Below are 26,654 nucleotides of genomic sequence, written 5' to 3' on the forward strand. Positions count from 1 at the left end.
TTAGTTTACACTATATTGGCAAAAAAGTACCATAATATCTTCATAAATTGGTATTATATACAGATAAAGAAGTTAGTATATCTAACGATAATACTTATAGATTAGCAAAAAAAGTGTTGTGATATCTAGAAGCAGAAAATACTGATAGACTTGGAGGAGAATATTAAATGAAATTTAAAAATGTTAAATTGAAAAGAGTTGTGTCGAGTTTTTTATCTTTAGCAGTTGTATTTTCACTTGTTCAATTTGGAAATACTGTAAGTGTAAAAGCAGCAGATTCTGAAGGCACAGGAGACACTACAGGTACTTCATCAGAATCTACTTTAGATGACACAGATACATCAGAAAAAGATGAAAGTCTTATTGATAAATTTACTGTATCTCTTGGAAATGATGAAGAGATAAAGATAGTAGATAAAGTTGGCGGACAGTATGTTGCAGAATATATACCAGTAGGAAATCTTCCTATAATAGTAAAGCCAAAAGTTGGCTATACAATAAAAAGCATAACTACTGATAGTGCAAATGTTACATTTAGAGCTGCAGGAACTAAAAACTTTCAGGCTACTGATATAACTAATTACAGTACATTTATAATGAAAGTCGTTCTTGATGATGATAGCGGAAATGGTCCATATACATATTCTGTAAAGATGAGATTTGATGTAGATGCATCACTTCAATTTAGCAAAATCTTAATATCAAACGATGAAAATGCAAATGAACAGATTAGCTTAGATTATGCAAACGATAAGAATAAATATGGTGAATATGTTGCAAATGTTTCTGATAATATGAAGTCTGCAAAAATAGAATTACTTGATGATTCAGGTGATACTATTAAAGATGGTGTAGAAATAAATGGCGAAAACAACAATGTTGTACCTCTTAGTGGTGGAGACAATGAATTTGTAATTTCTATTACAAGTAATGGTATAAGTAAAAAGTATACATTAATACTTCATAAAAAAGGAAAAGCATTATTACAGTCTCTTGAACTTTCAGACGGTGAAATTAATCCTGAATTTAATCCTTCAGTTACAGATTATACTGTAAATGTTGGACCTGAAGTTTCAAAGATTGCGATTACGCCTACAGCTGTTGATAACAGCTCATCAATAAGTGTAAATAGTGTAAATGTTCCAAGTGGATCAAAGAGCCGTGATATTAAATTAAAAGAAGGTTCTAATGATATATATGTTTCATTAAAAACTGAAGATGGTGATTCTGAAACTTATGTAATTACTGTTATAAGAGCAGAAACTGAAAGAAGCAGCAGGTTATCTGACTTAAGTTTAAGCTCTGGAGAACTTTCGCCAGAATTTAATCCTGGAATTTATGACTATACAGCACTTGTAGATAATAATACAGATAGAATTCAGGTTACTCCTACAACTGAATTTGAAACTTCTACTGTAGAAGTAAATGGGGAAGAAGTTCAAAGCGCAAATCCTACTCCATTTATTGAACTTGAAGAAGGAGCAAACATTATAACAGTAGCAGTTACAGACAGTAAAGGTTCATATTCTACTTACACAATAGTAGTTACAAGACAGTATCCTGAGGATAACGTTAATTTATCATCACTTACTGTTACAGATGGTACATTATCTCCAAGCTTTGATCCATACACATATATGTATAAAGTAAAAGTTGGACGTGCTGTCAGTAAGGTAAGAGTTAAGTTTACAACTCAGAATACAAAATCAACAATTAAAATAGGTGATAAAACTTATGAAAGTGGACAGCAGTCTAATTATATAAATCTTGAGCTTGGTCCAAATCTTGTGACAGTAGAAGTTACTGGAGAAGATTCTACATCTACAACAAAATATAGATTAAGCATCATAAGAGGAGATGTAACAGGACACGATGACTGGGTTGTTGACGGCGACAATATGACATATTACAACACAGCAGGTGTTCTAGTTAAAAACGACTGGGTACATTATAATAATAAGTGGTACTATATGGATATAAATGGATATATGCAGACAGGATGGCAGTATATAGGAAAAAGATGGTACTATTTCAATGAAAATGGAATTATGATGACAGGCTGGCTATATTACAAAGGATACTGGTATTATCTACAAGGAGATGGCTCAGCTAAGACAAACTCATGGGGAGCATATGATGGAAAATGGCACTATTTCAATGAATATGGACAGATTAAAACATCTGGTTGGATATATTACAAAGGATATTGGTACTACTTCAATTCAAAAGGTGAAATGCAGATAGGCTGGCTTTATTATGATAAGAATTACTATTATTTAAAATCTGATGGAACTATGGCATATGGCTGGATGTATACTGGGACAAGCTGGCGCTATTTAGGAGAAAACGGAGCTTCAGTAATAGGATATCAGTGGATAAATGGTAAGCAGTATTATTTTGACAGTAATGGAATGATGTATAAAGGAATGCATTTTGTTGATGGTAGATGGATAGATTTTAACAACTTATAATTAATTGGAGGGATTTTAATAATGAATAAAAGAATTAAAAAAATTATTGCTATGACACTTACAGTGTGCGCATTTTCTGCAGTATCTCCGATGACTTTAAAAAGCGGATTTATGATGCCTCAGGCTGTATCTGCCTCAGAGGATTCTTATGGAATAACTGATTTGAATTTTTATCAGTATGATAAAGAAGAAGATGATGATACAGAACTTAAGTTATACGAAAATAGCAGATGCGATTCATCAGATGAATTAGATTTTAGCAGACGTGAAAAGACTTACTATACAAAGACAGACGGAAAATTTATAAAAGTTGATGCTGAAGCTGAACAAGGTTATACTGTCAAGATATTTAAGAATGATTCAGATACAGCATATGATTCAGGCGAAAAGGTATCTCTTTCATCAGGAGACAATATAATATATGTAAGAACTTATGAAGATGGAAAATTTGATAGAGAAAATATAAAAACAGGTGTTGAAAAGACTTATAAAATTTATGTAAAGAGAAGTTCAGAAGATGATTTAAGTCTTAAAGATATACAGGTTCAGTATGGAAACATAGCTTTCTCAAAAGATGAAACAAGCTATGATGTTAATGTTAAAGATAGATCTCAAATTGAAATTACAGCTATTCCACAAAACTCTGATAATAAAGTAAGAATAGATGGAAACACTACTGATTCTGATAATGTAGGAACTGTTGATTTAAAAGCTGGAAAAAATAAGATAGATATTGATGTTGAAGACGAAGATTCAAATGTTAAAACATATGTTTTAAATATATATAGAGGCGGCGGAGCTCCAAACGATAAATCAGATTTAATCGATAACGAGCAGGATAAAGTTTATTTAGATGAACTTAACATAACTGATTCTGATGATAAGACTTATGATATTCATTTTAGTAAGTATATAACATCATATGATTTTAAAGTTGATTCAGATGTAGATAATATTACTATTTCAGCACTTCCATATATAGATGAAGATTATGAAAATGATGATTATAGAATTAGAGTTAATGATTCTACAGTTACTTCTGAAAAAACAGTTGATCTTGAAGAAAATGAGGAAAATACTATAGAAGTAAGCGTTGAAAATAGAGAAAATGATAAGGTTAGAACTTATAAACTCAACGTTACAAGAGGAACCGTAGAAGATAAAGACGATGACGAAGATAAAAAAGATGAAAACACAGATGAAGATTTAGGAAAAGATAATAAAAATTCATGGGCATTTAATGATAGTACTCATACATATAGGTATTATGATGCAAATGGAAATATTGTAATAAATAAATGGATACAAATTGATGGAAAATATTATTATGCTGATCAAAATGGAGACAGAAAATCAGGATGGTTAATGTGTAATGGAAAATATTATTATATGGATGAAAATGGAGTAATGCAGACTGGATGGAAGGTAATAGGACCTACTTACTATTATTTAAATTCTAATGGTGACATGGCTACAGGATGGATAAAACCTTCAGGAAATGAATGGTACTATATGGATTCAGACGGTTCAATGCGTACAGGTTGGAAACAGATAGGAGACAGCTGGTATTACATGAACAGTTCAGGAGCTATGGTTACTGGAAAACAGATAATAAACGGAAAGAGCTATAATTTTAGTGATAGTGGAATACTTCTTTAAACAAATGGACAATTGACAATTGTGGAGGTTTCTGCTTGGTCGCAGAAACTTGGAACTAAAATAAATGACAAAGGACAAAGGACAAATTAGGAAGTTTCTGCTCAAAATCGCAGAAACGTAGAATTTATTTAGCTTTTTCTAAAAGCGAAAGCTCTAAGCATTTTGCGAAAATCGCAAAACACCATAAAATGAAATTCCGAAGGAATTTCCACATTCATTGTCAATTGGGATGAATTTTCACCACATTTGTCATGTTTCTTTATTTTAAATAAATGTTGGTAATAATTAAGGCAATATGAAATGGTTAAAATTAGTATATAAAAAACAACATTTATTTAAAATAAACTACTAAGAGAAAAATAATAGAATTGGTAATTAATAATTGCGAAAGTTTTGGCTAAGGCGCAGAAACTTGGAACTAAAATAAAGGACAAAGGACATATGACAAAGGACAAAGATTGGTGTTTCTGCTCAAAATCGCAGAAACGTAGAATTTATTTAGATTTCGCTTCAGGCGAAACCTTCAAGTTTTTTACGAGAATCGCAAAACACAATAAAATGAAATTCCACAGGAATTTCTACCACATTTGTCATTTGTCCTTTAACAATTTGTCATTTAAAAACGGGGGTGAATTTAATGAACTTGAGAGGTAAAAAGCGGACCGCTTTTTTATTTCTTTTATCTGCAGCACTTTGTACTGCTTCTTCACAAGGTGTATCAGCTTATTGGAGAAAAGGATATGAAGGTGATTATTTCTATGCAGATAAATATTATAATGCTTATACAGGCTGGCAAACAATAAATGGGAAAGAATATTATTTCGATAAGAGCGGAGTAATGCAGACTGGATGGGTAAATTCAGGAGACTCTGAATATTACTTTGATAAAAATGGAGTAATGCAGACTGGATTTATATATGATAATTTAAACGAATATTATTTAGATGCAGAAGGTGTAATGCAGACTGGAATTATTGAAGTGGACGGATCTATTTATATAATTTCAGATAACGGAGTAGTAAGAAAAGGAAATGTAATTATTGATGGACAGTTTTATACATTAAATGATTATGGGCAGGTTATAAGTAGAATAAAACCAACTCCTAAAAAAAAGTTTAATTCATTTGGTGTATGTACTTTAGTGCTTCATTCATCATCAAGTTTTGATGATCCTGAAGATACATCATTTTATTATGGAGTGAATAACTGGGACAAAGTTAGACGTGATACAGATAATATTGAAACTTATGAAGTAGAATTTGAAGATTCTGATGATGACTTTTCGTATACTAGAGAAGTTCAAGAAGGACATAAAATTGTATTATTTGAACCTACAAAATCTGGATATACATTCGAAGGATGGGAATATGACGGAAAGATGTACTATGCAGGTGAGGAGCTTTATATATCAGATGATATTACATTTACAGCAGAATGGGAATAAAATTTATTTGGAGGATTTATTTTTATGAAACGTAATTTTATAAGTAAACTTACAGCACTTGCACTTCTATCTTCTGCTATAACTACAGCTTTTCCAAAAGGTGTTTCAGCAGAATGGATGAGAAATTATAATGGAACATGGAATTATATAGAAAGCGGCGTAAGTTCTATAGGATGGAAATATATAGGCGGAAGATGGTATTACTTTGATAAAAACCGCCAAATGCAGACTGGAGTAATACAGATTGAAGGAAAAATATATATATTTGGAGAAGATGGAGCGCTTTTATTAAATAGTGCTGCAATTGATGGAGAATTTTATAATATTAATAGCAGAGGAGAAGTAAAAGGTGATAATCTTCCTACTCCTAAAAGAGCATTTAATGCACTTGGAGAAAATGCTGTTATAATTATGCCAGATCATATTATGGAAGATGATGATTCAAGAGGTCCTGATGTAACTCCTAAGAAAAGTGATGATGAAGAAGAGAGTTCATTATACTCTGTTACATTTAAGGATGATGATGGAGATAAGCTTAGAACATCAATGGTTAAATACGCAAATGAACTTACATTATATACTCCTTATAAATCTGGATACAAATTTATTGAATGGAATACTGATGATGATGGAGACGGAACAAGCTACGATGCAGGTGATAAGATAAAGATAAAATCAAAAAAGACTTTATATGCAATATGGGAAAAATCAACTTCTGATGATGATAATAAAGATGAAAAAATTGAAATCCCAGTATCAAGCATTGAAGTTACAGCAGCAGATAATAAGATTACTACATCAAAGGGTACACTTCAGTTTACTGCAAAAGTTTTACCTGTAGATGCAACAAAGTCAAATGTTACTTGGTCAGTTGAAGATACAACAGGTCATGCAACTATAGATAGTAATGGTTTATTAACAGCAGTTAATAACGGTGAAGTTGTAGTTAAGGCGACTGCAAATGATGGATCTGGAGAATATGGCAGAATGCTTGTTAAGATTACAGGACAAGCTACATCAGGAACAGAACCTGATAATCCTGATACACCAGTTACTCCAAAAGTATCAGATGTATTCTTATCAAGAATGAGCGATGCTTCTGCACTTAATGGAAAAACTTATAGCGTTATAAGAATTATTGCAACAGATCAAAATCAAGATTACGTTCTAGATAATGTAACTGCTGATCATATTGTAATTAATGGTGGAAGTAGTCTTAAATTAAATAACTGTAATATAGGAGATATTGAATTCTATAAATCTGGAGTAAATACAAAAGATTCAAAAGAAAGTCCATTTACTATAAATTCTGCAGCATCAACAGTTAAACAGATTAGTGTTTATAATGAGGAAGCTACAATTATAGGAAGTGGAATTTCAAAGGTCAATGTATCAACAAAAGAGAGAGTTAATATAGGAGATGGATCGACTATAACATCAATTCCTGAAGTTAACTTAAATGAAAGTTCTTCAAAACTTATTGTAAATAATAGTGCACAAATTGCAAAGGTTAATGTAAATTTAGATGCAGAAAATTCAATAATAACTGGAGATGGAATAGTTTCAGGTATAGATGCTAAGGCTACAACAAACGTATATCTTAAGAATTCAGCAGATAATATCTCTGGAATTATAAATAATAAAAATGAAGATGGAGATGTAGCTATAAATAAACAGGCAGCTATCGATGCAGTTGATAAGGCTGAAAATAGTAGCGATACTCAGTTTATTAATGAAGCTGTCGATGCAATAAGTAAGTATATAGGTTCATCTTATGAAATAGGAAATTATACTGGAAATGATGATTTTGTTAAAGCGCTTAATGATAGACTTGAAATTGTTAAGAACGGAAATTCAATAGATAGTAATACATCTAAGGCTCTTGAACTTATAAATAAACTGGATTCAAAAATTTCAGAAGCCAAAACAACATATAGAAATCCAGAGTGTAGTGAGCTTACACAAGATGCTGATTACTCATTCAGTGATGGAATTGTAAATGAAACAGATGGAGTAACAGAACCTAAGAGGCCAGAAATTAATTTCGCTGACTTATTTAATGAGGCTTATAAGCCTATAAAAAATGTAGAAGCACTTAATGAGAAAACTTATCTTGAGCTTATAGCAAAGCTTGATGCTGAAAAAGATAAATATGATTTGATTTATAATGTATATAAATTTAAAGATAATACTATAGATGAAAATGCAACCAAAGAAGAGGTGGTTGAAAAACTTTCAGCTATAGGTTTAAAAAGTACAATTGAAAATATTCCACAGGAAAAAATACCTGGATTTTTAAAGAGACTTAATGTACAGATAGATCTTTTAAAACCAAGCGAAGACTTTATTAATGAGCCAATTGCAGACAAGCAGCAGGATATAAACTATGCAGTTAATACATCATTAACAGCAGAAGATGCAATAGAAACTGCTAAAAATGATACTGAATCAGGTATAAACGCTGTAAAAGCTTTATATAGATCAGATGAAAAAACTTTAATTTCAGGTATAGATGAATCTAGGATAGCTAGTGTAAAGACATATATAGACAATGCTCTTTATTCTATAGACAAGAGTATAAGTTTAGATGAAAGTCTTAATATGACTAAACCTTATGAAGCAAGTAAGCTTTTAAATGATGATTCAGCTACCAACAATGATCTAAATGAGTATGTTCAGAAGTATGATGACGCAGCACTTAACTATTACACAAATGAGATTAAAGATGGTTTATTTGAAGATTATGACAATGAAGTATTAAAGAGTGGAATTGATATATCAAAAATAGATGATTATAAGAGTCTTATAAATAATTTTAGGTCAAATGTATATGATATATCTGAAATAACAGGGTATGAATATTTTGCAGATGATCAGGCTAAGAAATTAACTGATGATTATATAAATAAAGCTAAAGAACTTCTAGCTCTTAAGCAGAAAGCTATAGAAAATCTGTGGAACAGCATAAATGTAACTGGTGCGCTAGATGCAACATCAGAATTTTCAGTTAAGACAGTTTCTGCAAATAAACAGACATACAGTATTAAGATAACAATACCAGAAATAAGTTCATTTACGTATGATAATAACGCGACCGATCCTGATAAAAAAGGAAAACTTTATCTTGGATCAGAAACTCCATTTTATTATAATACAGCATTAACTGAAGCTTATCTTAAACTTAACCCTTTAAATGCAGAAAATATTAAGATATTTGCACGTTCAGGTGCAGATAAAGACTGGAGTGAATATTCAACATATCCATCATTAAGACCTATGGTTATTAATGGAGATTCAAGTGGTAAATATGAATTCTCAGATGATGATGGAAGAAAATATTCTGTTATATTTAAGATAGGATATTCAGTTTCAAGTAGTGGAAGAGTTTATACAATAATAATGACACCACAGTAGTAAAGGACAAAGGACATATTAAATGACAAAGGACAAATGACAATTGTGGAGGTTTCTGGCTGACGCAGAAACTTGGAATTGATAATGAGCAAATTGATAATTGATAATTATGGTTGTTTCTGCTCAAAATCGCAGAAACCTAAAATTAAGTAAAAATTGACAATTGACAATTGACAATTGTGGAAGTTTCTGCTGGGCGCAGAAACCAAAATTTATGAGCTTTCGCTTCAGGCGAAAGCTCTAATTTTTTGCGAGAATCGCAAAAAAACATAAAATGAAATTCTGAAAGAATTTCCACCTTCATTATCAATTATCCATTATGAATTTTTAATTCCATTCTCTTGTTTAAAAGCAATTTAAATTAAATTCATTTAGTGCCATAATTTACATAATAATAATAATATAATAAGTCCCAAAATGTCATATTTAGATTGTATTATATAATAACTGATGTATTATCAGAGAAAATAATGTAGGGAGGGAAAGAATGTTTTGAAAATTAAAAGGAGACTCGTGTCATTTTTAGCTACAATTGTTTTATTTATGGGGTTAATACCCTCTATAAAAATAAGTGCTGCAGTAAAGTATGCGGATATAAACATAATTTCAAGTACAAAAATTACAGCAGAAGACGCAGCTAAATGGGCAAAGTCTAAAAATGCTACAGATTCTTTTATAAGTCTTGCGGATATTTACTGGGAATATTATAAGTCTTGTGGAAATGTAAATCCTGCAATTGCTTATGTTCAGGCAGCTAAGGAAACTGGATATGGACGTTTTGGAGGAGTAATAAACGAAACGTATAATAATCCATGTGGAATGAAGACAAGCTCAGGTGGAAATGATTATGATCCTAACGCTCATATGAAATTTAATTCATGGGATGAAGGTGTACAAGCACATCTTGATCATCTTGCATTATATGCAGGTGCAACAGGATATCCTAAGTCAAATACATATGATCCAAGACATTTTGTAACTATAAAAGGAAGAGCTAAAACAGTTAACGCTTTAGGTGGAAACTGGGCACCAAGCTCAACTTATGGTGAAGAAGTTAACAAAATGTATAATGATTTATTATCATATTCAGGATATACTCCTGAATATGCTGAAGATTATCAGGCAGAAGAAGATGAGGATAGTTCTTCAAGTTTAGATCCAGTAAAGCCAGATACGTCAAAACCAGAATCTTCCGATGCAGTAAAACCTTCAGAAGAAGACAATAAGACAGCTTCATCAAAAAATGTTGGCTGGAAAAATGTTGGAGGATATTGGTACTATTATACATCTCAGTCAAGTAAGGCGACTAGATGGCAGAAAATTGATAATAAATGGTACTTCTTTGATAATTCAGGTAAGATGATTACAGGATGGTTAAATTACGGTTCATGGTATTATCTTCAAAAAGACGGTTCAATGTTCACTGGTTTCGGTGATATAAATGGTGAAAAATATTATTTTGTATCTTCAGGAGAAATGAAAACCGGATGGCAGATGATGGACAATAATTGGTATTATTTCTGTTCAAGTGGAGCAATGCTTACAGGTTGGATAAAGCCATATAATACATGGTACTACATGTTTGAAAATGGAACTATGGCAACAGGACTTCGTGAAATTAATGGACAGCAGTATTATCTTGATTCATCAGGTGCTATGGCAACAGGTTGGAAGATGCTTGATAGCAAATGGTATTTCTTTGATTCAAGCGGAGCTATGTACAAAAATGGATGGTTTATGTATGGACAATCATGGTATTACATCTATGATACAGGAATCATGGCAACAGGCTGGTTTAATCAAAATGGAAACAAATACTATTTTAAAAATAGTGGAGAGATGGCAACAGGTTGGACAACTATAGGAGACTCTACATACTATTTTGATTATTCATCAGGACATATGCTTAAAGATAGTGAAATTGATGGATGGATTATAGACAGCGAAGGAAAAAGAGAAGAAAGAGATCCAAGCTATGAAGGTAGAGGAGTAATAGTAGTTGATCCAGGACACAGTACTCCAATTGATGAAGGTGCAATTGCTACAATAAATGGTGTAACATATAATGAAAGAGAGCTTAATATGCAAGTTGCAATAAAACTTAAATATGAGCTTGAAAGTAGAGGATACACTGTTTATATGACAAGAACTGCATTTGATACTGAAACAGTAAGTGTTTCTAATTCTCTTAGAAAGAGAGTAATGGTTGCAAATAATAATAGTGATGTTGATTTCTTTATAAGCATACATCACAATTCGGCTACAGCTGCAGCCCATGGTGTAGAAACATATTATTCAAGCTATACTCAGGATTCAGCGTTTGGTGGAAATTACGATTTTAATAGAATTGCAAAGAGTAGAGCTATGGCAACAGCGATAAATAATTCTTTAGCAGCGAAAACAGGAGCATATAATAGAGGAGCAAAAGATGCAAATTTATATGTATGTAGAAATACAAATGTTCCTTCAGTTTTAGTTGAATGTGGATTTATAACAAATTGGTCAGATGCAACAAATTGTGCCGATTCGTCTTATCAGAATATTGAAGCACAGGCTATTGCAGATGCTATATCTCAAGGAATAAATTAACAAAGGACAAGTCAAATGACAAATGACAAATGACAAAGGACAAAGATGGATGTTTCTGCTCAAAGTAGCAGAAACTCCAAATTAAATGACAAAGAACAAATGACAAATGACAAATCAGGATGTTTCTGCTAGATCGCAGAAACGTAGAATTTATTGAGCTTTCGCTTCAGGCGAAAGCTCTAATTTTTTGCGAGAATCGCAAAATATCATAAAATGAAATTCCTTCGGAATTTTCACCACATTTGTCATTTGTCATTTAACACTTTGTCATTTAATATGGTCGCTTTTTATATTTTCATTGAATAAGTTTTTTATATTAATTATAATGATTTTAATAGACATAAAAAATGAAGGGATGGTATTTATGAATTTTTTTAGAAGATTTATGCAGGGACGTTATGGATTTGATGCACTTTCGTTAGGTCTTTTATTCATGTGTGCGCTTATATCAATGATTGTAAAGATTCTGCCTGAAAGTCTGAATTTTTTATTATCGTTATCATTTATTCCATTAATATTTTATTTTTATCGCATATTCTCAAGAGATATTTATAAAAGAAGAATGGAAAATGAAAAGTTTTTAAAAAAGATAAATAGCTATATAATGCATATTAAAAAAGAAAGATTTCTTTTAAGAGATAGAAAAATATACAAGTATTTTAAATGTCCAAATTGCAAACAGAAATTAAGAATACCAAGAGGTCAGGGAAAGGTTACAATAACATGCCCAAAATGCAAACATACTTTTAAGGGAAAGGCATAATTTGAGAAAAGTACCGTATTTTTATAAAAAGATTGTATTTTAATTAGAAATGTTTTTAGAAAAGTTTAAAGAAAGAGAGGAGATACTCGAAAATTATAGTATGTATAAAAAGAAAATGGGGGAATAAATAAGATGAAAAAAATGGGAAAGAAATTAATAGCATTAACAGCAGTTTTTGCGTGTTTAATGTCATTTTTGCCACTACCGTTTAATAATAATGGTACTTCTGTAAAAGCAGCGAATGCTCCTGATAACATAACAGTAACTGCTGATAATCAGACGGTAGAGCAAAGCGTAACAGACGATGGAGGACAGCTTGTCAAAAGTAACGACTGGGCAAACAGTTTTGTTGTAAGTGTTGATACATCTGATGTACTTTCAGAGAGTGAACTTAACTCACAGGTTGCAGTAGGTGAAACTGGAGTTCTTGAAAGAAAAATAATAATTAAATCAATAGATGGAATCGATGTTACTCAGAATGTAGATGGAACATATCAGATGGCTCAGGAAATAGGATGCAGTATTGAGGAAAAGCCAGCTAATAAGAAGATGACAATTATAATTAAAAATCTTCCTCTTGGAATGAATACAATTGAGTATGTAATTCAGGAAAAACAGGCAAAAAATGAAGGTCTTGATGATTCTGGAATTCAAAACAGCTATAGGTTTTCTACATCAACTGTAAATACAAATAGTGCAGATCCACTTCCAAATAAGCTTTATATAGAACATGGTAATAGCTACGTTCAAAATAAGATAAGCTCAATAGATTTTGATGCATATATAGGTCAAAAAGCAGCTTATAGAGAAGATAGTACAGATAATACAGTACCATTTTTATATACTATTCCTGGTATATCAGATGAGGAATGTAAATTAAAATATAGTCTTTATGCTTCAGATAAAGTTGATGAAATGTCATATCATATGAACTTTGGTAGTTCATCTATAAATTTTGATGATGCACAGTTTTTTAGAAAAGGACAGAAAATTGATATTTCAGTAGATAAATCCAGTGCTACAGTTACAGGATCTATAAAAGATCCAAGAGGAAAAGAAATGATAGTTTTATATCTTCCAAATGATAAAACTGATGGTTTCCCTAAGACATATGCAATGGAAATAAATATTAAAACATTAAAAACAACATATGATGCCACACTTAGAAATGCAGGAATTACTAAGTATAAATATAATGATGATTCATCAGTTAAGGCATATATAGGCAAAAAATTTGTACAAGAAGAAAATACAGGAGTGGTTCAGGGAGAGGATAATGTAAATGGAAATGATTATCCTGTTTATGATGGTACTATAAATGTAGATTCAAGGGCAGGTCTTATATCACTTGAGCCTAAACTTGGTAAAGAAGCAGATGAAACTGCGTTTAAAATAAGAAATAATTATTCGGGAAGCAGTGGAAATGGTACTTCACAGTCAAGGCTTATAGATGGAAAACAGTATGTTGATTTTATGGCTGGTGAAAATAATACTATACAGCTTGATGTTTATGAAGGAAATGCTGGAAATCCTACAGGAAAGATACTTGCACGATATAATTTAAAAGTTAATATAATTAAAAACGGAACTTCTGATGTTGAGTTTGAATTTCCAAATGGAGTGCTTACTCAGCCAGGAAGACCTATAAGTGAGAGCCTTACTTTTGATCAAGATAGGCGTACTTATAATCTTTATAGAAATACAGGGGAAGATGTAAAAATAAATCTTACTAAACCAAGTACAGAGGATAATGGAAAAAGAAGAGAATTCATAAAAGCATGGGCAGGATCAGATCTTGATAGTGACGATGGTACTTTATTAACAAGTGATGAGAATCCAACTGCTTCAATTGTAATTCCAAAAAGTAAAATTGAAAAAGCAAAGAAGATTATTCTTCAAGCATGTTATGAGCAGAAAATAATTTCAGATGATGGAAGTATACAAATAACAACAAGTAAAATAGGACCTAAATATATATTCTATCTTCCTGAAAATATAGATGATGATGAGAATGTAGATACAGTTAAATCAGATGATGCATCTCTTAAAGATTTAGATTTACAAGTACCTGATGGAACTCTTAGAGATACTGATGGAAATACAGGATTTAGCAGCGATTCTACAAATTATGTAGTTACAGTTCCTAAAAATACAGAGGATGCTAAGCTAACAGTTACAGCAAATAGCAGCAAGGTTTCTTCAATCAGTTTAAAGATAAGAGAGACTGGTGAAGAATATAATATCGAATCAGGAAAGCGTTTATCAATTGCACTTAATGAAAAAGGAAAAACTTCAATGGTTATTACAGTAACTGCAGAAGACAAAATTACAACTAAAAAGTATGAAGTTATAATAAGTAAGGATATTAGAAATTCAAGCTCTACTCTTAGAAATATAATCTTAAATAAAGGTTATTATACATTTAATCCTGATAAAGATGACAGAAACACAATAGTAAGAGTTGATACTTCTGTATCTGAAATTAAAATTCTTCCAGTACCTGAAGAAAGTGGAGCAAGAATTAAAGTAGATGGTACAAACTTTAAAGGAAGCCCTATTGTTGTAAGCTTAAGAGGTGAGCAAAAGACAAACGTTACAGTAAAAGTTACATCAGAAGATGGAACTAAGAGTACAGTTTATACATTAGACATATATAGAAGTGATTCAGAACTTCCAGATGACATAAAAGATGATGACGATGACGATGATGTTTTCTATGATGATATAGATGATGTATGGGTTGATAAATCAAAGTATGAAGAATGGGGAAAAATAGACGGAAAAGAGATTTACTTTGATAGCAGAGGTAGACAATCTAAAGATAGATGGGTAAAGCAAAAATATAATTTATACTATTATCTTGATTCAGATGGATATAGAAAAAAAGGTTGGTTCACTGAAACAGATGGTAAAACTTATTATTTAGATGAAGAAACTGGTGCGTTAAAGACAGGCTGGATATATCAAAATAATAACTACTACTATTTAGATGATATGGGAGTTATGCACAAAGGCTGGCTTAATATGGACAATAATTGGTACTACTTCACACCAAATGGACAACTTGTTACAAATAAAGAGATGTTTGTAGATTATATGACTTATAGATTTGGACCAGATGGAGCCATATATTAAAGGACAAATGAAAAAGGACAAATGACAAATGAGGAAGTTTCTGCTTGAGCGCAGAAACTTGGAATTGATAATGTGCAAATTGATAATTGATAATTGTTGAAGTTTCTGCTCAGTCGCAGAAAACCCAAATTAAATGACAAAGAACAAATGACAAATGACAAATCAGGATGTTTCTGCTCAAAATCGCAGAAACGTAGAATTTATTGAGCTTTCGCTTCAGGCGAAAGCTCTAATTTTTTGCGTAAAACGCAAAAAACCATACAATGAAATTCCTGCGGAATTTCCGCCATCTTTGTGCTTTGCACATGATTTTTACTACCTTTATCATTATTTCAAATAAATGTTGGTGATAATTAAAATCAATAATACAGTTTTAAATTATTTATACATACCAACATTTAATGATAATAATGTGCTAGGTGATAATTTAAGAATATTTTTTTGCTTCAAATTACAAAGAAGAATCTAAATGATAAAGAACAAATGACAAACAATATATCAAAGGACAAAGAACAAAGGACAAAGGACAAATCAGGAAGTTTCTGCTCAGTCGCAGAAACTAAAATGTATTCAGCTTTCGCGTTCAGGCGAAAGCTTTTATATTTTGAGAAAATCTCAAAATACATAAAATGAAATTCCTGCGGAATTTCCACCTAATTTGTCATTTGTCCTTTGAAAGTTTGTCCATTGTACTGTCATTTGTCCTTTAACAATTTGTCATTTGAATTGACTTTGTTCATTCTATAAACTATACTAATTATATATAGTTCATAGAATGAACAATAATTTTGAGGGGGTTTATCATGATTGATGATAAGATTAGAATTTTAAAGGAACTTAATGAGAATTACAATATAAATCAGAGGGAATTAGCACAGAAAACTGACATATCTTTAGGAAAGGTAAATTCTATATTAAAGAATTTTACAGAAGAAAAAATTATAGAAAGAATAAGCAGCAGCAGTAAGAATGTTTTATATAAAGTAACAGATGAGGGAATTAAATATTTAGAAAAGAATATAAGTGATGCTAAAAATACAAGAATTAAGATACATGATGAAGACAAAAAGAAGCAGGTAAAGACAGCCGTTATCTTAGGCGCTGGGAAAACTAAGGATTTTGATGAGCCTGTAGGACTTCTTAAGATAGAAGATTTTACTATTATAGATAGGACAATTAATATATTAAAAGAAAACGGAATAAATAAGGTCATACTTGTTGTTGGATACAAGGGTGAAAAGTATGAAGAATATTTTGCAAAATCTAAGAATGTACATATTGTAAAAAATGATATGTATAAATGGACAGGAACTATGCAGTCTTTAGCGTTAGCAAAAGAGTACGTAGATGATGATTTCCTTTTGATAGAAAATGACCTTGTTTTTGAAAAAAGAGCAATAAAGGATCTTGTAGAGAGCGATGATCATGACTGCATATTGTTTACTAATGAAAGCGGTTCAGGAGATGAAGCTTTTGTAGAGATAAGAAATAATTGTTTATTTAAGATGTCTAAGGATATTCATCAGTTTAATAGAATTGATGGAGAGATGATAGGACTTACTAAAATATCATTAAAGCTTTATAAAATGATGCTTGAAGAATTTAAATCTAATGTTAATCCATACTTAAATTATGAGTATGTTTTATTAGATGCTGCAAGAGATTATAAGATTGGATATGTAAAGATAGATGATTTAGTATGGAAAGATGCTGATAAATTAAGTGAATATAAGAATATTAAGAATTATGTTTACCCAACTATAAGAAGAAGAGAGCTTACATATGAGATTGAAGGAATTAAGAAAATAGTAGCAGAAGCTTTCTCTATGTCTAAAGATAAAGTTACAGATGTTGAACGTGCAGGTGGAATGACAAATAAGAATTATAAGGTGACAGCAGATAATCAAAAATATATATTAAGAATTGCAGGGGCCGGCACAGAGGGCATGATAAATAGAAATACTGAAATGATTAATTCAAAAATCGCTTCAGAAAAAGGATATAATGTTGATATCCCATATTTTAATCTTGAAACAGGAGTTAAGATATCTAAGTTTATTGAAAATGCAGAAACTTTAACTCATAGAAGCATAAAGAAAGAAGAAAATCTAAGGAAGGTATGTGATATTTTAAGAAGCCTTCATACTTCAGAAGATTTTAATATGAAAAATGAGTTCAACGTATTTGAAGAACTTAAAAAATATGAAAATATATTAAGAGAAGATAATGGAGAATTTTTCAGTGACTATGATGTAGTTAGAGAAAAAGTAATTGCTCTTGAAGATGAAATGGAAGAATGCGGCAGAGTACATGTTCCTTCACATAATGATCTTGTTTCTGAAAACTTTGTTAAAGATACAAACGGAAGAATTTATTTAATTGACTGGGAATACAGCGGAACAAATGATGATATGTGGGATTTAGCTGCTCTTTCACTTGAAAATGAATTTTCAGATGATGATATAGAACTTATGTTTAGGTTATACTTTAAAGGAAAAGATCCAGATAAAAACACAAGAAAAAGACTTATAATGAATATGATTTTCCAAGATATGTTATGGTCAGTATGGACTCTTATTAAAGAAGCAGAAGGCGATGATTTTGGAACATATGGAATAGATAGATATAATAGAGCAAAAGAATATTTAAATAAACTTGAAACAGAGTACAAATAAAGGAGATCAAAGATGAGAGCAATATTAATGGCAGCAGGACTTGGAACACGATTAAGACCACTTACAAATGATACACCAAAGTCTTTAGTTAATGTAAATGGACTTCCTCTTTTAGAAAGACAGATTATAAATTTAAGAGAGAATAAAATAGATGAGATTGTAGTTGTGACAGGCTATTTAAATGAAAAGTTTGACGAGCTTGTTAAAAAATATAATCTTATAAAGATTGTAAATGAAAAGTATGCTGAATACAATAATATTTATTCTATGTATGTTGCACGTGATTATTTAAGTGATGCATATGTAATTGATGCTGATAATTATATAAAAAATAATTTTCTAAAAGAAAAAAAACCTGAAAACTCTATGTATTTTTCTGCATGTAAGGAAAATATAGAAGGCGAATGGATATTAAGATATGATGATAATAAAAAAATATATAAAGTAGATATAGCAAAAGATACCGATAAAAATGAATATATAATGTCAGGTGCTTCATATTGGACTGAAAAAGATGGAAAACTTTTAAGTGAAAAAGTAAGAGAAGCTGTTGAAGATGATAAGAGATTTCAAATTTATTGGGATGATATTGCTGTTGAAAATTTAAAAGATATGAATGTAACAATAGAGAAAATAGGCAGTGATGATATATATGAGATTGACTCTATTGAGGATTTAAGGAAATTAAATGAAATTTTAATGAAAAATTAAGTATTTTTGAATTTACTCTAAAGTTCTAACATGCTACACTAAAATTATAATAATATTATAAATAACGGGTTTGAGGTGAGGTGTTTGAATAAAAAATTAAAGCATTTGGCTTTAATAGGAATTTTTACGTCTACATTTTCGCTTTTGGGAATGTATGGAAATGTTTTGAACTGCCCTAAAAGTGTCTATGCACAAGAAACTCAAACTTACAGTTCAGATGAAAATAATGCATCAACGTATCTTAATAATGTTACTATTAATGGAGAGAATATTGGATTTTCTTATATAGAGAGCGAATATACTTTAAGAATTGATAATCCTTCAGGAAAATTTTTACTAAAGGTTTATCCAGAGAGTAGTGATACTACAATTAAGGTAAGTAACACTACTTTAAATTCAAATAATAGTATTATTTTGAGAATGAGTAAGTTTGGAATTTATAAAATACCTATTACTGTAAATAATAAAATAACTAATAAAACAAGAACATATGTTATTAATATATATAGAGGGGTAAATATTGAAAATGATACCGAAGATTCTGACATAACTACAGGCTGGATTAAGGATGAAGAAAATAGTGAGTGGAAATATGTCTATGGAAATGGCGAAGAGGCAAAAAGTGCATGGATCTATGATAGTAATTTTAAAAATTATTACTATTTTGATGAGTTTGGATATATGCAGAAAAACTGGGTATCAGATAATGAAGGAACGTATTTTTTAGATGGAAGTGGAGCATTATATAGAGGATGGATTAATCTTTATTCATCATGGTACTATTTAGATGAAGATACAGGACTTGAAAAAGAGTCTGAATGGTATAAAGACAAGAATAATGTGTATTACTATTTTAATGATGATGGAGTAATGCAGACATCATGGGTTTTAGATAATGATAAATGGTATTATCTTGATTATAATGGAAAGATGCAAAAAGGTTGGCTATATTATAAAAATGATTGGTACTATCTAAATGATTCAGGAGATATGCAAGAAGGCGGATGGAAATTTATAAATGGTACATGGTATTATTTTTATGAAAATGGGAAAATGGCCAAATGGTGGATTGAATATAATGATGAATGGTACTATCTAAATGATGATGGTTCTATGAAAACAGGCTGGTTTTATTATAAGAATGAGTGGTATTTTCTTAAATCTGATGGCAATATGACATCAGGTGAGTGGTATTTCGACTCAAATGACTGGTACTATATAAATTATAGTGGAACTATGAGAACAGGCTGGCTTTCAAAAGACGGGAAGCTCTATTATCTTAATGAAGATGGCAAAATGGAGAAAAATGGAGTCCTAATTGAAGGGGTTTATCTTAGATGTAATAGCGATGGTTCTGTAGAGATGATTTAGTAATGTGATTCTTTACGACAGGGTATGGTTATGATATACTTATTTAGTTAAAGATTTATATGGGACGACCACAGAAAGATGTTAATAATTGATAATGAATTAGTAATTGACAATTGATAATGAATTAGTAATTGACAATGGACATTGCAAATGACAAATTGTTAAAGGACAAAGGACAATATAAATGACAAATTGTTAAAGGACAAATGACAAATGAGGTGGAAATTCCGCAGGAATTTCATTTTATGGTATTTTGCGATTCTCGCAAAATACTAAAGCTTTCGCCTGAAGCGAAAGCTCAATATATTTTAGTTTCTGCGACTTGAGCAGAAACATCCTGATTTGTCATTTGTCACCTGTCATTTGTCATTTCAAATGTGGCGCCTTTAATACAAATAGGAGGATTTAGCGTTGGCTGATTATATAAATGAAATTGAAAAAAGAAGAACTTTTGCAATAATATCACATCCAGATGCTGGTAAGACAACACTTACAGAAAAGCTTTTATTATACGGAGGAGCAATAAGACTTGCAGGTTCTGTAAAAGCTAGAAAGACTTCAAAACATGCGGTATCAGATTGGATGGAAATTGAAAAACAAAGGGGTATTTCTGTAACTTCATCAGTTATGCAGTTTAATTATGAAGGTTATTGTATAAATATACTAGATACTCCAGGACATCAGGATTTCTCAGAAGATACATATAGAACACTTATGGCAGCAGATAGTGCTGTAATGGTAATTGATGCAGCTAAAGGTATAGAGGATCAGACAAGAAAACTCTTTCAAGTATGTTCATTAAGAGGAATTCCTATTTTTACATTTATAAATAAGATGGATAGAGAATCAAGAGATCCTTTTGAATTATTAGATGACATTGAAGCTGAACTTGGAATTAAGACATATCCTATAAACTGGCCTATAGGTTCAGGAAAAGAATTTAAAGGTGTTTATGAAAGAGATAGCAAAAAAGTTTTAGCATTTAATGGAGGAAATCATGGTCAGACTGAAGTAAAATCAGTTGAAGGTGAAGTTGATGATGAAATTTTTAAAGATCTTTTAGGAACAGCTCTTCACGATAAATTAAAAGAGGATATAGAGCTTTTAGATATAGCAGGCGATGAACTTGATTTAAATCAGGTAAGAAAAGGAAATCTTACACCTGTATTTTTCGGATCTGCTCTTACAAATTTTGGAGTTGAGCCATTTTTAGAGCATTTCTTAAAGATGACAACATCACCTCTTGCAAGAAATTCAGATAAAGGTGAAGTTGATCCATTTGATAAAGATTTTTCTGCATTCGTATTTAAAATTCAGGCAAATATGAATAAAGCGCATAGAGATAGAATTGCGTTTATGAGAATATGTTCAGGAAAATTTACAAAAGGTATGGAAGTATTCCATATGCAGCAAAATAAAAAGATAAAATTAGCTCAGCCTCAACAGTTTTTAGCTCAAGATAGAGAAATTGTTGAAAATGCTTATGCTGGAGATATCATAGGAGTATTTGATCCTGGTGTATTTTCAATAGGAGATACATTATGCAGCAGCTCAAATAAATTTAAGTTTGAAGGAATACCTTCATTTGCACCAGAACATTTTGCAAGGGTAAGACCTGTTGATACAATGAAGAGAAAGCAGTTCATAAAAGGTGTTACACAGATTGCACAAGAAGGAGCAATACAAGTATTTAAAGAAATCCATATAGGAATGGAAGAAATAATTGTAGGTGTTGTAGGTGTACTTCAGTTTGAAGTATTAGAATATAGACTTAAGAGCGAATATAACGTTGATATAAAGATGGATAGACTTACATATAGATTTGTAAGATGGATAGAAAATGAAGGTATCGATATGGATTCATTAAATCTTACATCAGATACTAAAAAAGTTAAAGACTTAAAAGAAAATAACCTTCTTATATTTGAAAATGACTGGGGAATTAATTGGGCACTTGATCATAATAAGGGAATTATTTTGTCGTCTGTTGGTAAAAGTGAGCAATAGTGTTTATTAAATAGGATATATATATTATAATAGTAGTATATTATCTAAAAATAAGGGGTTGAATGAGTATGAAAGTAATTAAAAAAAGTGGAAAGATTCAAGATTTTAATCTAGATAAGATATCATCTTCTGTAAAAAATGCATCATATGAAACAAAGCAGGCTCTTGCAGATTCAGATTTAAAACTTGTCAGAAAAGAAACTTTGGATATTTTGGGAAAATTAGGGAAAGACAGAAATACTTCATCATATGAAATTTTTGGAGTAGTATTAGACGTTCTTGATTCACTTGGTTTTAAGGACGTTGCAAAAAAATATATAAGTGGTTCATTTGAAATATAATTTGATTATAAAAACTAGAGGATAAAGTTCTAAACGATAATTATAAAAATAAATTTTATAATTTTTAAATAGTCTTTGTCCTTTTTTTCTAAATTAAAGGAGGGACAAGCTTTGAGTAATGTAAAGAAAGTGATGCTTTTGGTCTTTTCATTATTTGTTATGTTTGCAGTTATGCCGTCTGTTACAGTATACGCATACAGCAGTGATTATGAGATAATATCAGATACAAAAGTTAAAGCAAACGATTTAAAAGAATGGGCTAAAGCAAGAGGAGCAACAGATACTTTTGTAGATCTTGTAGACTTATATTATAAATATTCGAAAGAATGTGGTGATGTAAATCCTGCTATTGCTTATGTACAAGCAGCTAAAGAAACAAATTTTGGACGTTTTAATGGCGTTGTACCTGAAAAGTATTGTAATCCTTGTGGACTTAAGACATCAGCAGGTGGAGCTAATGACGATGTTAATGCACATCAGCAGTTTGACAGCTGGGATGATGGTGTAAAGGCTCATCTTGATCATCTTGCATTATATGCAGGAGCAGAAGGCTACCCAAAATCTGGAACAAAAGATCCAAGACATTTTAGAACACTAAAAGGAAAAGCAGAGACTGTATCATCTCTTGGAGGAAAATGGGCACCAAATACATCATATGGTGATGAAATAGTAAGCTCATATAATGATCTTCAAAAATCAGTAGGAATAGAAGATACTGCTCCTAAAGACGATAAGAATGAAAATTCTTCAAATGCAGTTATAATGGACAACCCTCCTGGATATAATGATTCAGACAATAATACAAATAAGAATACAAATACTAATATAAATAATAATACAAATATCATTTCTTCAAATGTTCTTAAGTATTCAAATACTACAGGATGGGTTAAAGATAAAGATGTATGGTATTATTTTGAAACAAATACAAATAAAAAAACAGGATGGCTTAAATATAAAAATAACTGGTACTATCTTGATAAAACAACAGGAATGATGCAGACAGGATTTATTAATGATGGTAGTTTTGATTATTATTTAAACCCTGATGGAATTATGGTAACAGGATGGAAAAGTGTAAATAATACATGGTATTATTTCAATCAAGGTGGCTCTATGCTTGTTTCTTCATGGGTAGGATCAGATCCAAACTGGTATTATGTAGGAAGTAATGGACAGATGGTAGAAGGCTGGATAACATATAAAGAAAGCAAATACTATTTAAATAAAGGTTCAGGACTTATGGCAGCAAATGTAGTTGTTTCTGGAATAAAAATAGGAAAAGACGGAAAAGCTATTATAGATAATAGTAAAGAGATTGTAGAAAATGAAGAAGATAAAAAAGATCAAGAAGACAACAATACTAGTAAAAAAGATATAACAATAGTTATAGATCCTGGTCACAATAATGGCGGTGATGGTTCTGCACAAAATGTTATAAATGGAGTTTCTTATTCAGAACTTGAACTTAACATGGAAACAGGACAAAAGATAGCTGATACATTAGAATCTAAAGGATATAATGTAGTGCTTACAAGAAAAACTGGAGAAATTCAAAATCGTTTACTTACAGATAGTTTAAAAGAAAGAGTAAAGATTGCAAATAATGCAGATGCAGATTTATTTATAAGCATACATCATAATTCTTATAAGGTAAATTCTTCTGTGCATGGAGTTGAAGTATTATATGATACAGCAAAGCCAAATGGTATCTTTGAAGGTGAAACATTAGATAGTAATAAAGTTGAACTTAGCAAAAAGATTGCAGCTGATTTAAGCGCTAAGATAAGTGATGAATTTAACACTAATAATAGAGGTGCAAAAGAGCAGTATCTTGCAGTTTGTAGAAACACCAAGATGCCAGCGGTACTTATAGAATGTGGATTTATCACAAATGAAGATGAAGCTAAAAGATGCTCAGATTCACAGAGTCAGCAGAAGCTCGCAGATGTAGTATGTGAAGTTGTTGAAGAATACTTTTAAGAACATACTAAATGACAAAGGACATACTAAAGGACAAATCAAGATGTTTCTGCTCAAATCGCAGAAACGTAGAATTTATTTAGATTTCGCTTCAGGCGAAACCTTCAAGTTTTTTGCGAGAATCGCAAAAAACTATATAATGAAATTCCTGCGGAATTTCCACCTCCTTTGTCATTTGTCCTCGTATAATAGGTTTGTAATAAGAAATTTTCTTATTATAAACCTATTTTTATTATATAGAATAAAGAAAGTGTCTTTTTTCCTATGGGAGTTCTCCCGATATTTTGTTACTCATTCTTATCTGCTTTCTAAATCTATATTTCAAAAAAATATTTATAAAGAATTATCCTAATGTTAAAATATCCGTAATGGAAATTAACAAAGGTTACAGCCGCATTTGTCCTGCAAAACATTATGTTATTGCCTTTAAAGCTTGCTGCCTAATCAGAATATCAAATTCTGCTTACACAAATGTTGCATCTCCTACCGTAGCCGCCAGCAAGGTATTTCGGTTTGGATGAATGCTGATTACGCGAGGGTTCAGTTAATATTCTGAATTAGGATAATTCCTTTTTAACTTCCTTATTATATTTGAAAGGTGGTGATTTTATGAAGAATATAAATTACTTATCAACGCTATTTGTAGGAATTGATATAAGTTCACGAGAAAATGTTGTTTCTGCTTTAAATTTCAATCAAGATTTTTTAATTAAAATGAAAGCGGTCGCGAATACGCAGACCGGTGCAAAGCAGCTTGAAACTATGCTTGTTGATGTATTAAAAAATAATATTTATAAATCTGTAATAATTGGATTAGAATCTACTTCGTTTTACGGAGTTCACATCGCTAATTTTTTATCAACAAGTGAAATATTAATGCCATATAAACCATATGTTTATTGTTTAAATCCAAAGGAGATTGCTAACTACAAAAAATCATTTAATGACCTCAATAAAAATGATGGTATAGATTCATTTGTAATTGCTGATTTTGCAAGGGTTGGGAGAATACATATCGAACCATGGCATGGCTCTCAATATCTTGCTTTGCAAAGACTTACAAGACATAGGCTTCATATAGCAAATTCCTTAACAAGAGAAAAAACCTATATGCTTTCAAATGTATTTCTCAAATTTAGTGAATTTGCTTTATTAGATGATGAAAAGCATCCTTTTTCAGACAAATTTGGAGCAACTGCATCATCAATATTAACAGAATTTTTGTCTACTGAAGATATCGCAAATACTCCCATGGAGGAGCTTGTGAATTTCGTAAATAAAAAAAGCCGAAAACAAATTTCTAATCCTGAACTTACTGTTGAAATTCTGCAGCAAGCGGCGCGAAACTCGTATCGGCTTGATAAATGTTTATATGAACCCCTTACAACTTCTATTGCCTGTTCTTTTAACTGTATTCAGGCATTTCAAAATCAACTAAAAACTATTAACAGAGCTATCGAAAAAACTGTAAAGGGTTTAAATGCTAACGAATATCAAATCTTGATGTCAATCCCTGGATTTGGTCCTGTATACTCTAGTGGTATAATCGCCGAACTAGGTAGCATAAAAAACTTTCCTAACAATGATACCGTTGCAAAATATGCCGGTATCGTATGGAAGGAAAATCAATCCGGTAGTTTTAAAGCTGAAAAAACACCTATGAGCAAAGCTGGTAACAGATATTTGCGTTATTATCTTATAGAAGCTACTACAAGTGTCATAAGACACATTCCGGAATATGAAAAATTCTATAAAAAGAAATACGCTGAAGTTACTACTCATCAACATAAACGAGCACTTGCGTTAACATCTCGTAAATTAATTCGTTTGATTTTTGGATTGCTGGCTAAAAATCAACTCTATTCTGCAGATAGTGTAGATAGATAACTTAATACATAATTTGGCGAACATACATTCCCGCCAGACTGTATGTCTATTAGTGTTGACTTTTTTTATAAAAATTATTCAAAATTATTTTCATTTTTCTCTTGACCTATTACCAAATTGCTTTAACAATTTGTCCTTTGTAACTGTCCTTTGTGTTTTGAACATGTTGTTTTGAACAATGAACAATGTTATTATAAAGATGTT

14 protein-coding genes are annotated in these 26,654 nt (G+C 31.0%); all 14 read left to right on the forward strand.

Annotated features, from left to right (window positions below; genetic code table 11):
* Nucleotides 1-167 precede the first annotated feature (167 nt).
* Nucleotides 168-2,471, forward strand: coding sequence for a cadherin-like beta sandwich domain-containing protein (locus MTX53_RS02100; RefSeq protein WP_244834540.1), 2,304 nt, complete (start codon nucleotides 168-170; stop codon nucleotides 2,469-2,471).
* A gap of 21 nt (nucleotides 2,472-2,492) precedes the next feature.
* On the forward strand, nucleotides 2,493-4,130 hold the full coding sequence (locus MTX53_RS02105) for a cadherin-like beta sandwich domain-containing protein (protein WP_244834542.1): 1,638 nt from the start codon (nucleotides 2,493-2,495) through the stop codon (nucleotides 4,128-4,130).
* A gap of 637 nt (nucleotides 4,131-4,767) precedes the next feature.
* The gene (locus tag MTX53_RS02110) at nucleotides 4,768-5,574 is read left to right on the forward strand and encodes an InlB B-repeat-containing protein (protein WP_244834544.1); all 807 of its coding nucleotides are present in this window, start codon (nucleotides 4,768-4,770) and stop codon (nucleotides 5,572-5,574) included.
* Nucleotides 5,575-5,598: 24 nt separating this feature from the next.
* Nucleotides 5,599-8,988 carry an InlB B-repeat-containing protein gene (locus MTX53_RS02115; protein WP_244834546.1) on the forward strand — a complete coding sequence of 1,130 codons (3,390 nt, stop codon included), beginning with the start codon at nucleotides 5,599-5,601 and terminating at the stop codon, nucleotides 8,986-8,988.
* Nucleotides 8,989-9,480: 492 nt separating this feature from the next.
* Nucleotides 9,481-11,577 carry an N-acetylmuramoyl-L-alanine amidase gene (locus MTX53_RS02120; protein ID WP_244834548.1) on the forward strand — a complete coding sequence of 699 codons (2,097 nt, stop codon included), beginning with the start codon at nucleotides 9,481-9,483 and terminating at the stop codon, nucleotides 11,575-11,577.
* Nucleotides 11,578-11,941: 364 nt separating this feature from the next.
* Nucleotides 11,942-12,340: a zinc-ribbon domain-containing protein gene (locus tag MTX53_RS02125; RefSeq protein WP_244834549.1), complete on the forward strand. Its 399-nt coding sequence runs from the start codon at nucleotides 11,942-11,944 to the stop codon at nucleotides 12,338-12,340.
* A 132-nt stretch (nucleotides 12,341-12,472) separates the two neighbouring features.
* Nucleotides 12,473-15,475: a cadherin-like beta sandwich domain-containing protein gene (locus MTX53_RS02130; protein WP_244834551.1), complete on the forward strand. Its 3,003-nt coding sequence runs from the start codon at nucleotides 12,473-12,475 to the stop codon at nucleotides 15,473-15,475.
* Nucleotides 15,476-16,278: 803 nt separating this feature from the next.
* On the forward strand, nucleotides 16,279-18,150 hold the full coding sequence (locus MTX53_RS02135; RefSeq protein ID WP_244834553.1) for a winged helix-turn-helix transcriptional regulator: 1,872 nt from the start codon (nucleotides 16,279-16,281) through the stop codon (nucleotides 18,148-18,150).
* 12 nt (nucleotides 18,151-18,162) lie between these two features.
* A complete protein-coding gene (locus tag MTX53_RS02140) occupies nucleotides 18,163-18,861 on the forward strand; it encodes a sugar phosphate nucleotidyltransferase (protein WP_244834554.1) in 699 nt (232 codons plus the stop codon).
* A gap of 84 nt (nucleotides 18,862-18,945) precedes the next feature.
* The gene (locus MTX53_RS02145; protein ID WP_244834556.1) at nucleotides 18,946-20,232 is read left to right on the forward strand and encodes a cadherin-like beta sandwich domain-containing protein; all 1,287 of its coding nucleotides are present in this window, start codon (nucleotides 18,946-18,948) and stop codon (nucleotides 20,230-20,232) included.
* Nucleotides 20,233-20,643: 411 nt separating this feature from the next.
* A complete protein-coding gene (locus tag MTX53_RS02150) occupies nucleotides 20,644-22,239 on the forward strand; it encodes a peptide chain release factor 3 (RefSeq protein WP_244834557.1) in 1,596 nt (531 codons plus the stop codon).
* 68 nt (nucleotides 22,240-22,307) lie between these two features.
* On the forward strand, nucleotides 22,308-22,580 hold the full coding sequence (locus tag MTX53_RS02155) for an ATP cone domain-containing protein (protein ID WP_244834559.1): 273 nt from the start codon (nucleotides 22,308-22,310) through the stop codon (nucleotides 22,578-22,580).
* A 111-nt stretch (nucleotides 22,581-22,691) separates the two neighbouring features.
* Nucleotides 22,692-24,563, forward strand: coding sequence for an N-acetylmuramoyl-L-alanine amidase (locus tag MTX53_RS02160; RefSeq protein ID WP_244834560.1), 1,872 nt, complete (start codon nucleotides 22,692-22,694; stop codon nucleotides 24,561-24,563).
* 609 nt (nucleotides 24,564-25,172) lie between these two features.
* Complete coding sequence (locus tag MTX53_RS02165) at nucleotides 25,173-26,450, forward strand: IS110 family transposase (protein ID WP_244834495.1); 1,278 nt, start codon at nucleotides 25,173-25,175, stop codon at nucleotides 26,448-26,450.
* Nucleotides 26,451-26,654 lie beyond the last annotated feature (204 nt).

This window comes from Clostridium sp. BJN0001, assembly GCF_022869825.1.
Classification (GTDB): domain Bacteria; phylum Bacillota; class Clostridia; order Clostridiales; family Clostridiaceae; genus Clostridium.

What these genes read in the sequence shown, in the direction of transcription:
- MTX53_RS02100 (WP_244834540.1), top strand. Translation starts at nt 168, where the DNA reads ATGAAATTTAAAAATGTTAAATTGAAAAGAGTTGTGTCGAGTTTTTTA.
- MTX53_RS02105 (WP_244834542.1), top strand. Translation starts at nt 2,493, where the DNA reads ATGAATAAAAGAATTAAAAAAATTATTGCTATGACACTTACAGTGTGC.
- MTX53_RS02110 (WP_244834544.1), top strand. Translation starts at nt 4,768, where the DNA reads ATGAACTTGAGAGGTAAAAAGCGGACCGCTTTTTTATTTCTTTTATCT.
- MTX53_RS02115 (WP_244834546.1), top strand. Translation starts at nt 5,599, where the DNA reads ATGAAACGTAATTTTATAAGTAAACTTACAGCACTTGCACTTCTATCT.
- MTX53_RS02125 (WP_244834549.1), top strand. Translation starts at nt 11,942, where the DNA reads ATGAATTTTTTTAGAAGATTTATGCAGGGACGTTATGGATTTGATGCA.
- MTX53_RS02130 (WP_244834551.1), top strand. Translation starts at nt 12,473, where the DNA reads ATGAAAAAAATGGGAAAGAAATTAATAGCATTAACAGCAGTTTTTGCG.
- MTX53_RS02135 (WP_244834553.1), top strand. Translation starts at nt 16,279, where the DNA reads ATGATTGATGATAAGATTAGAATTTTAAAGGAACTTAATGAGAATTAC.
- MTX53_RS02140 (WP_244834554.1), top strand. Translation starts at nt 18,163, where the DNA reads ATGAGAGCAATATTAATGGCAGCAGGACTTGGAACACGATTAAGACCA.
- MTX53_RS02155 (WP_244834559.1), top strand. Translation starts at nt 22,308, where the DNA reads ATGAAAGTAATTAAAAAAAGTGGAAAGATTCAAGATTTTAATCTAGAT.
- MTX53_RS02165 (WP_244834495.1), top strand. Translation starts at nt 25,173, where the DNA reads ATGAAGAATATAAATTACTTATCAACGCTATTTGTAGGAATTGATATA.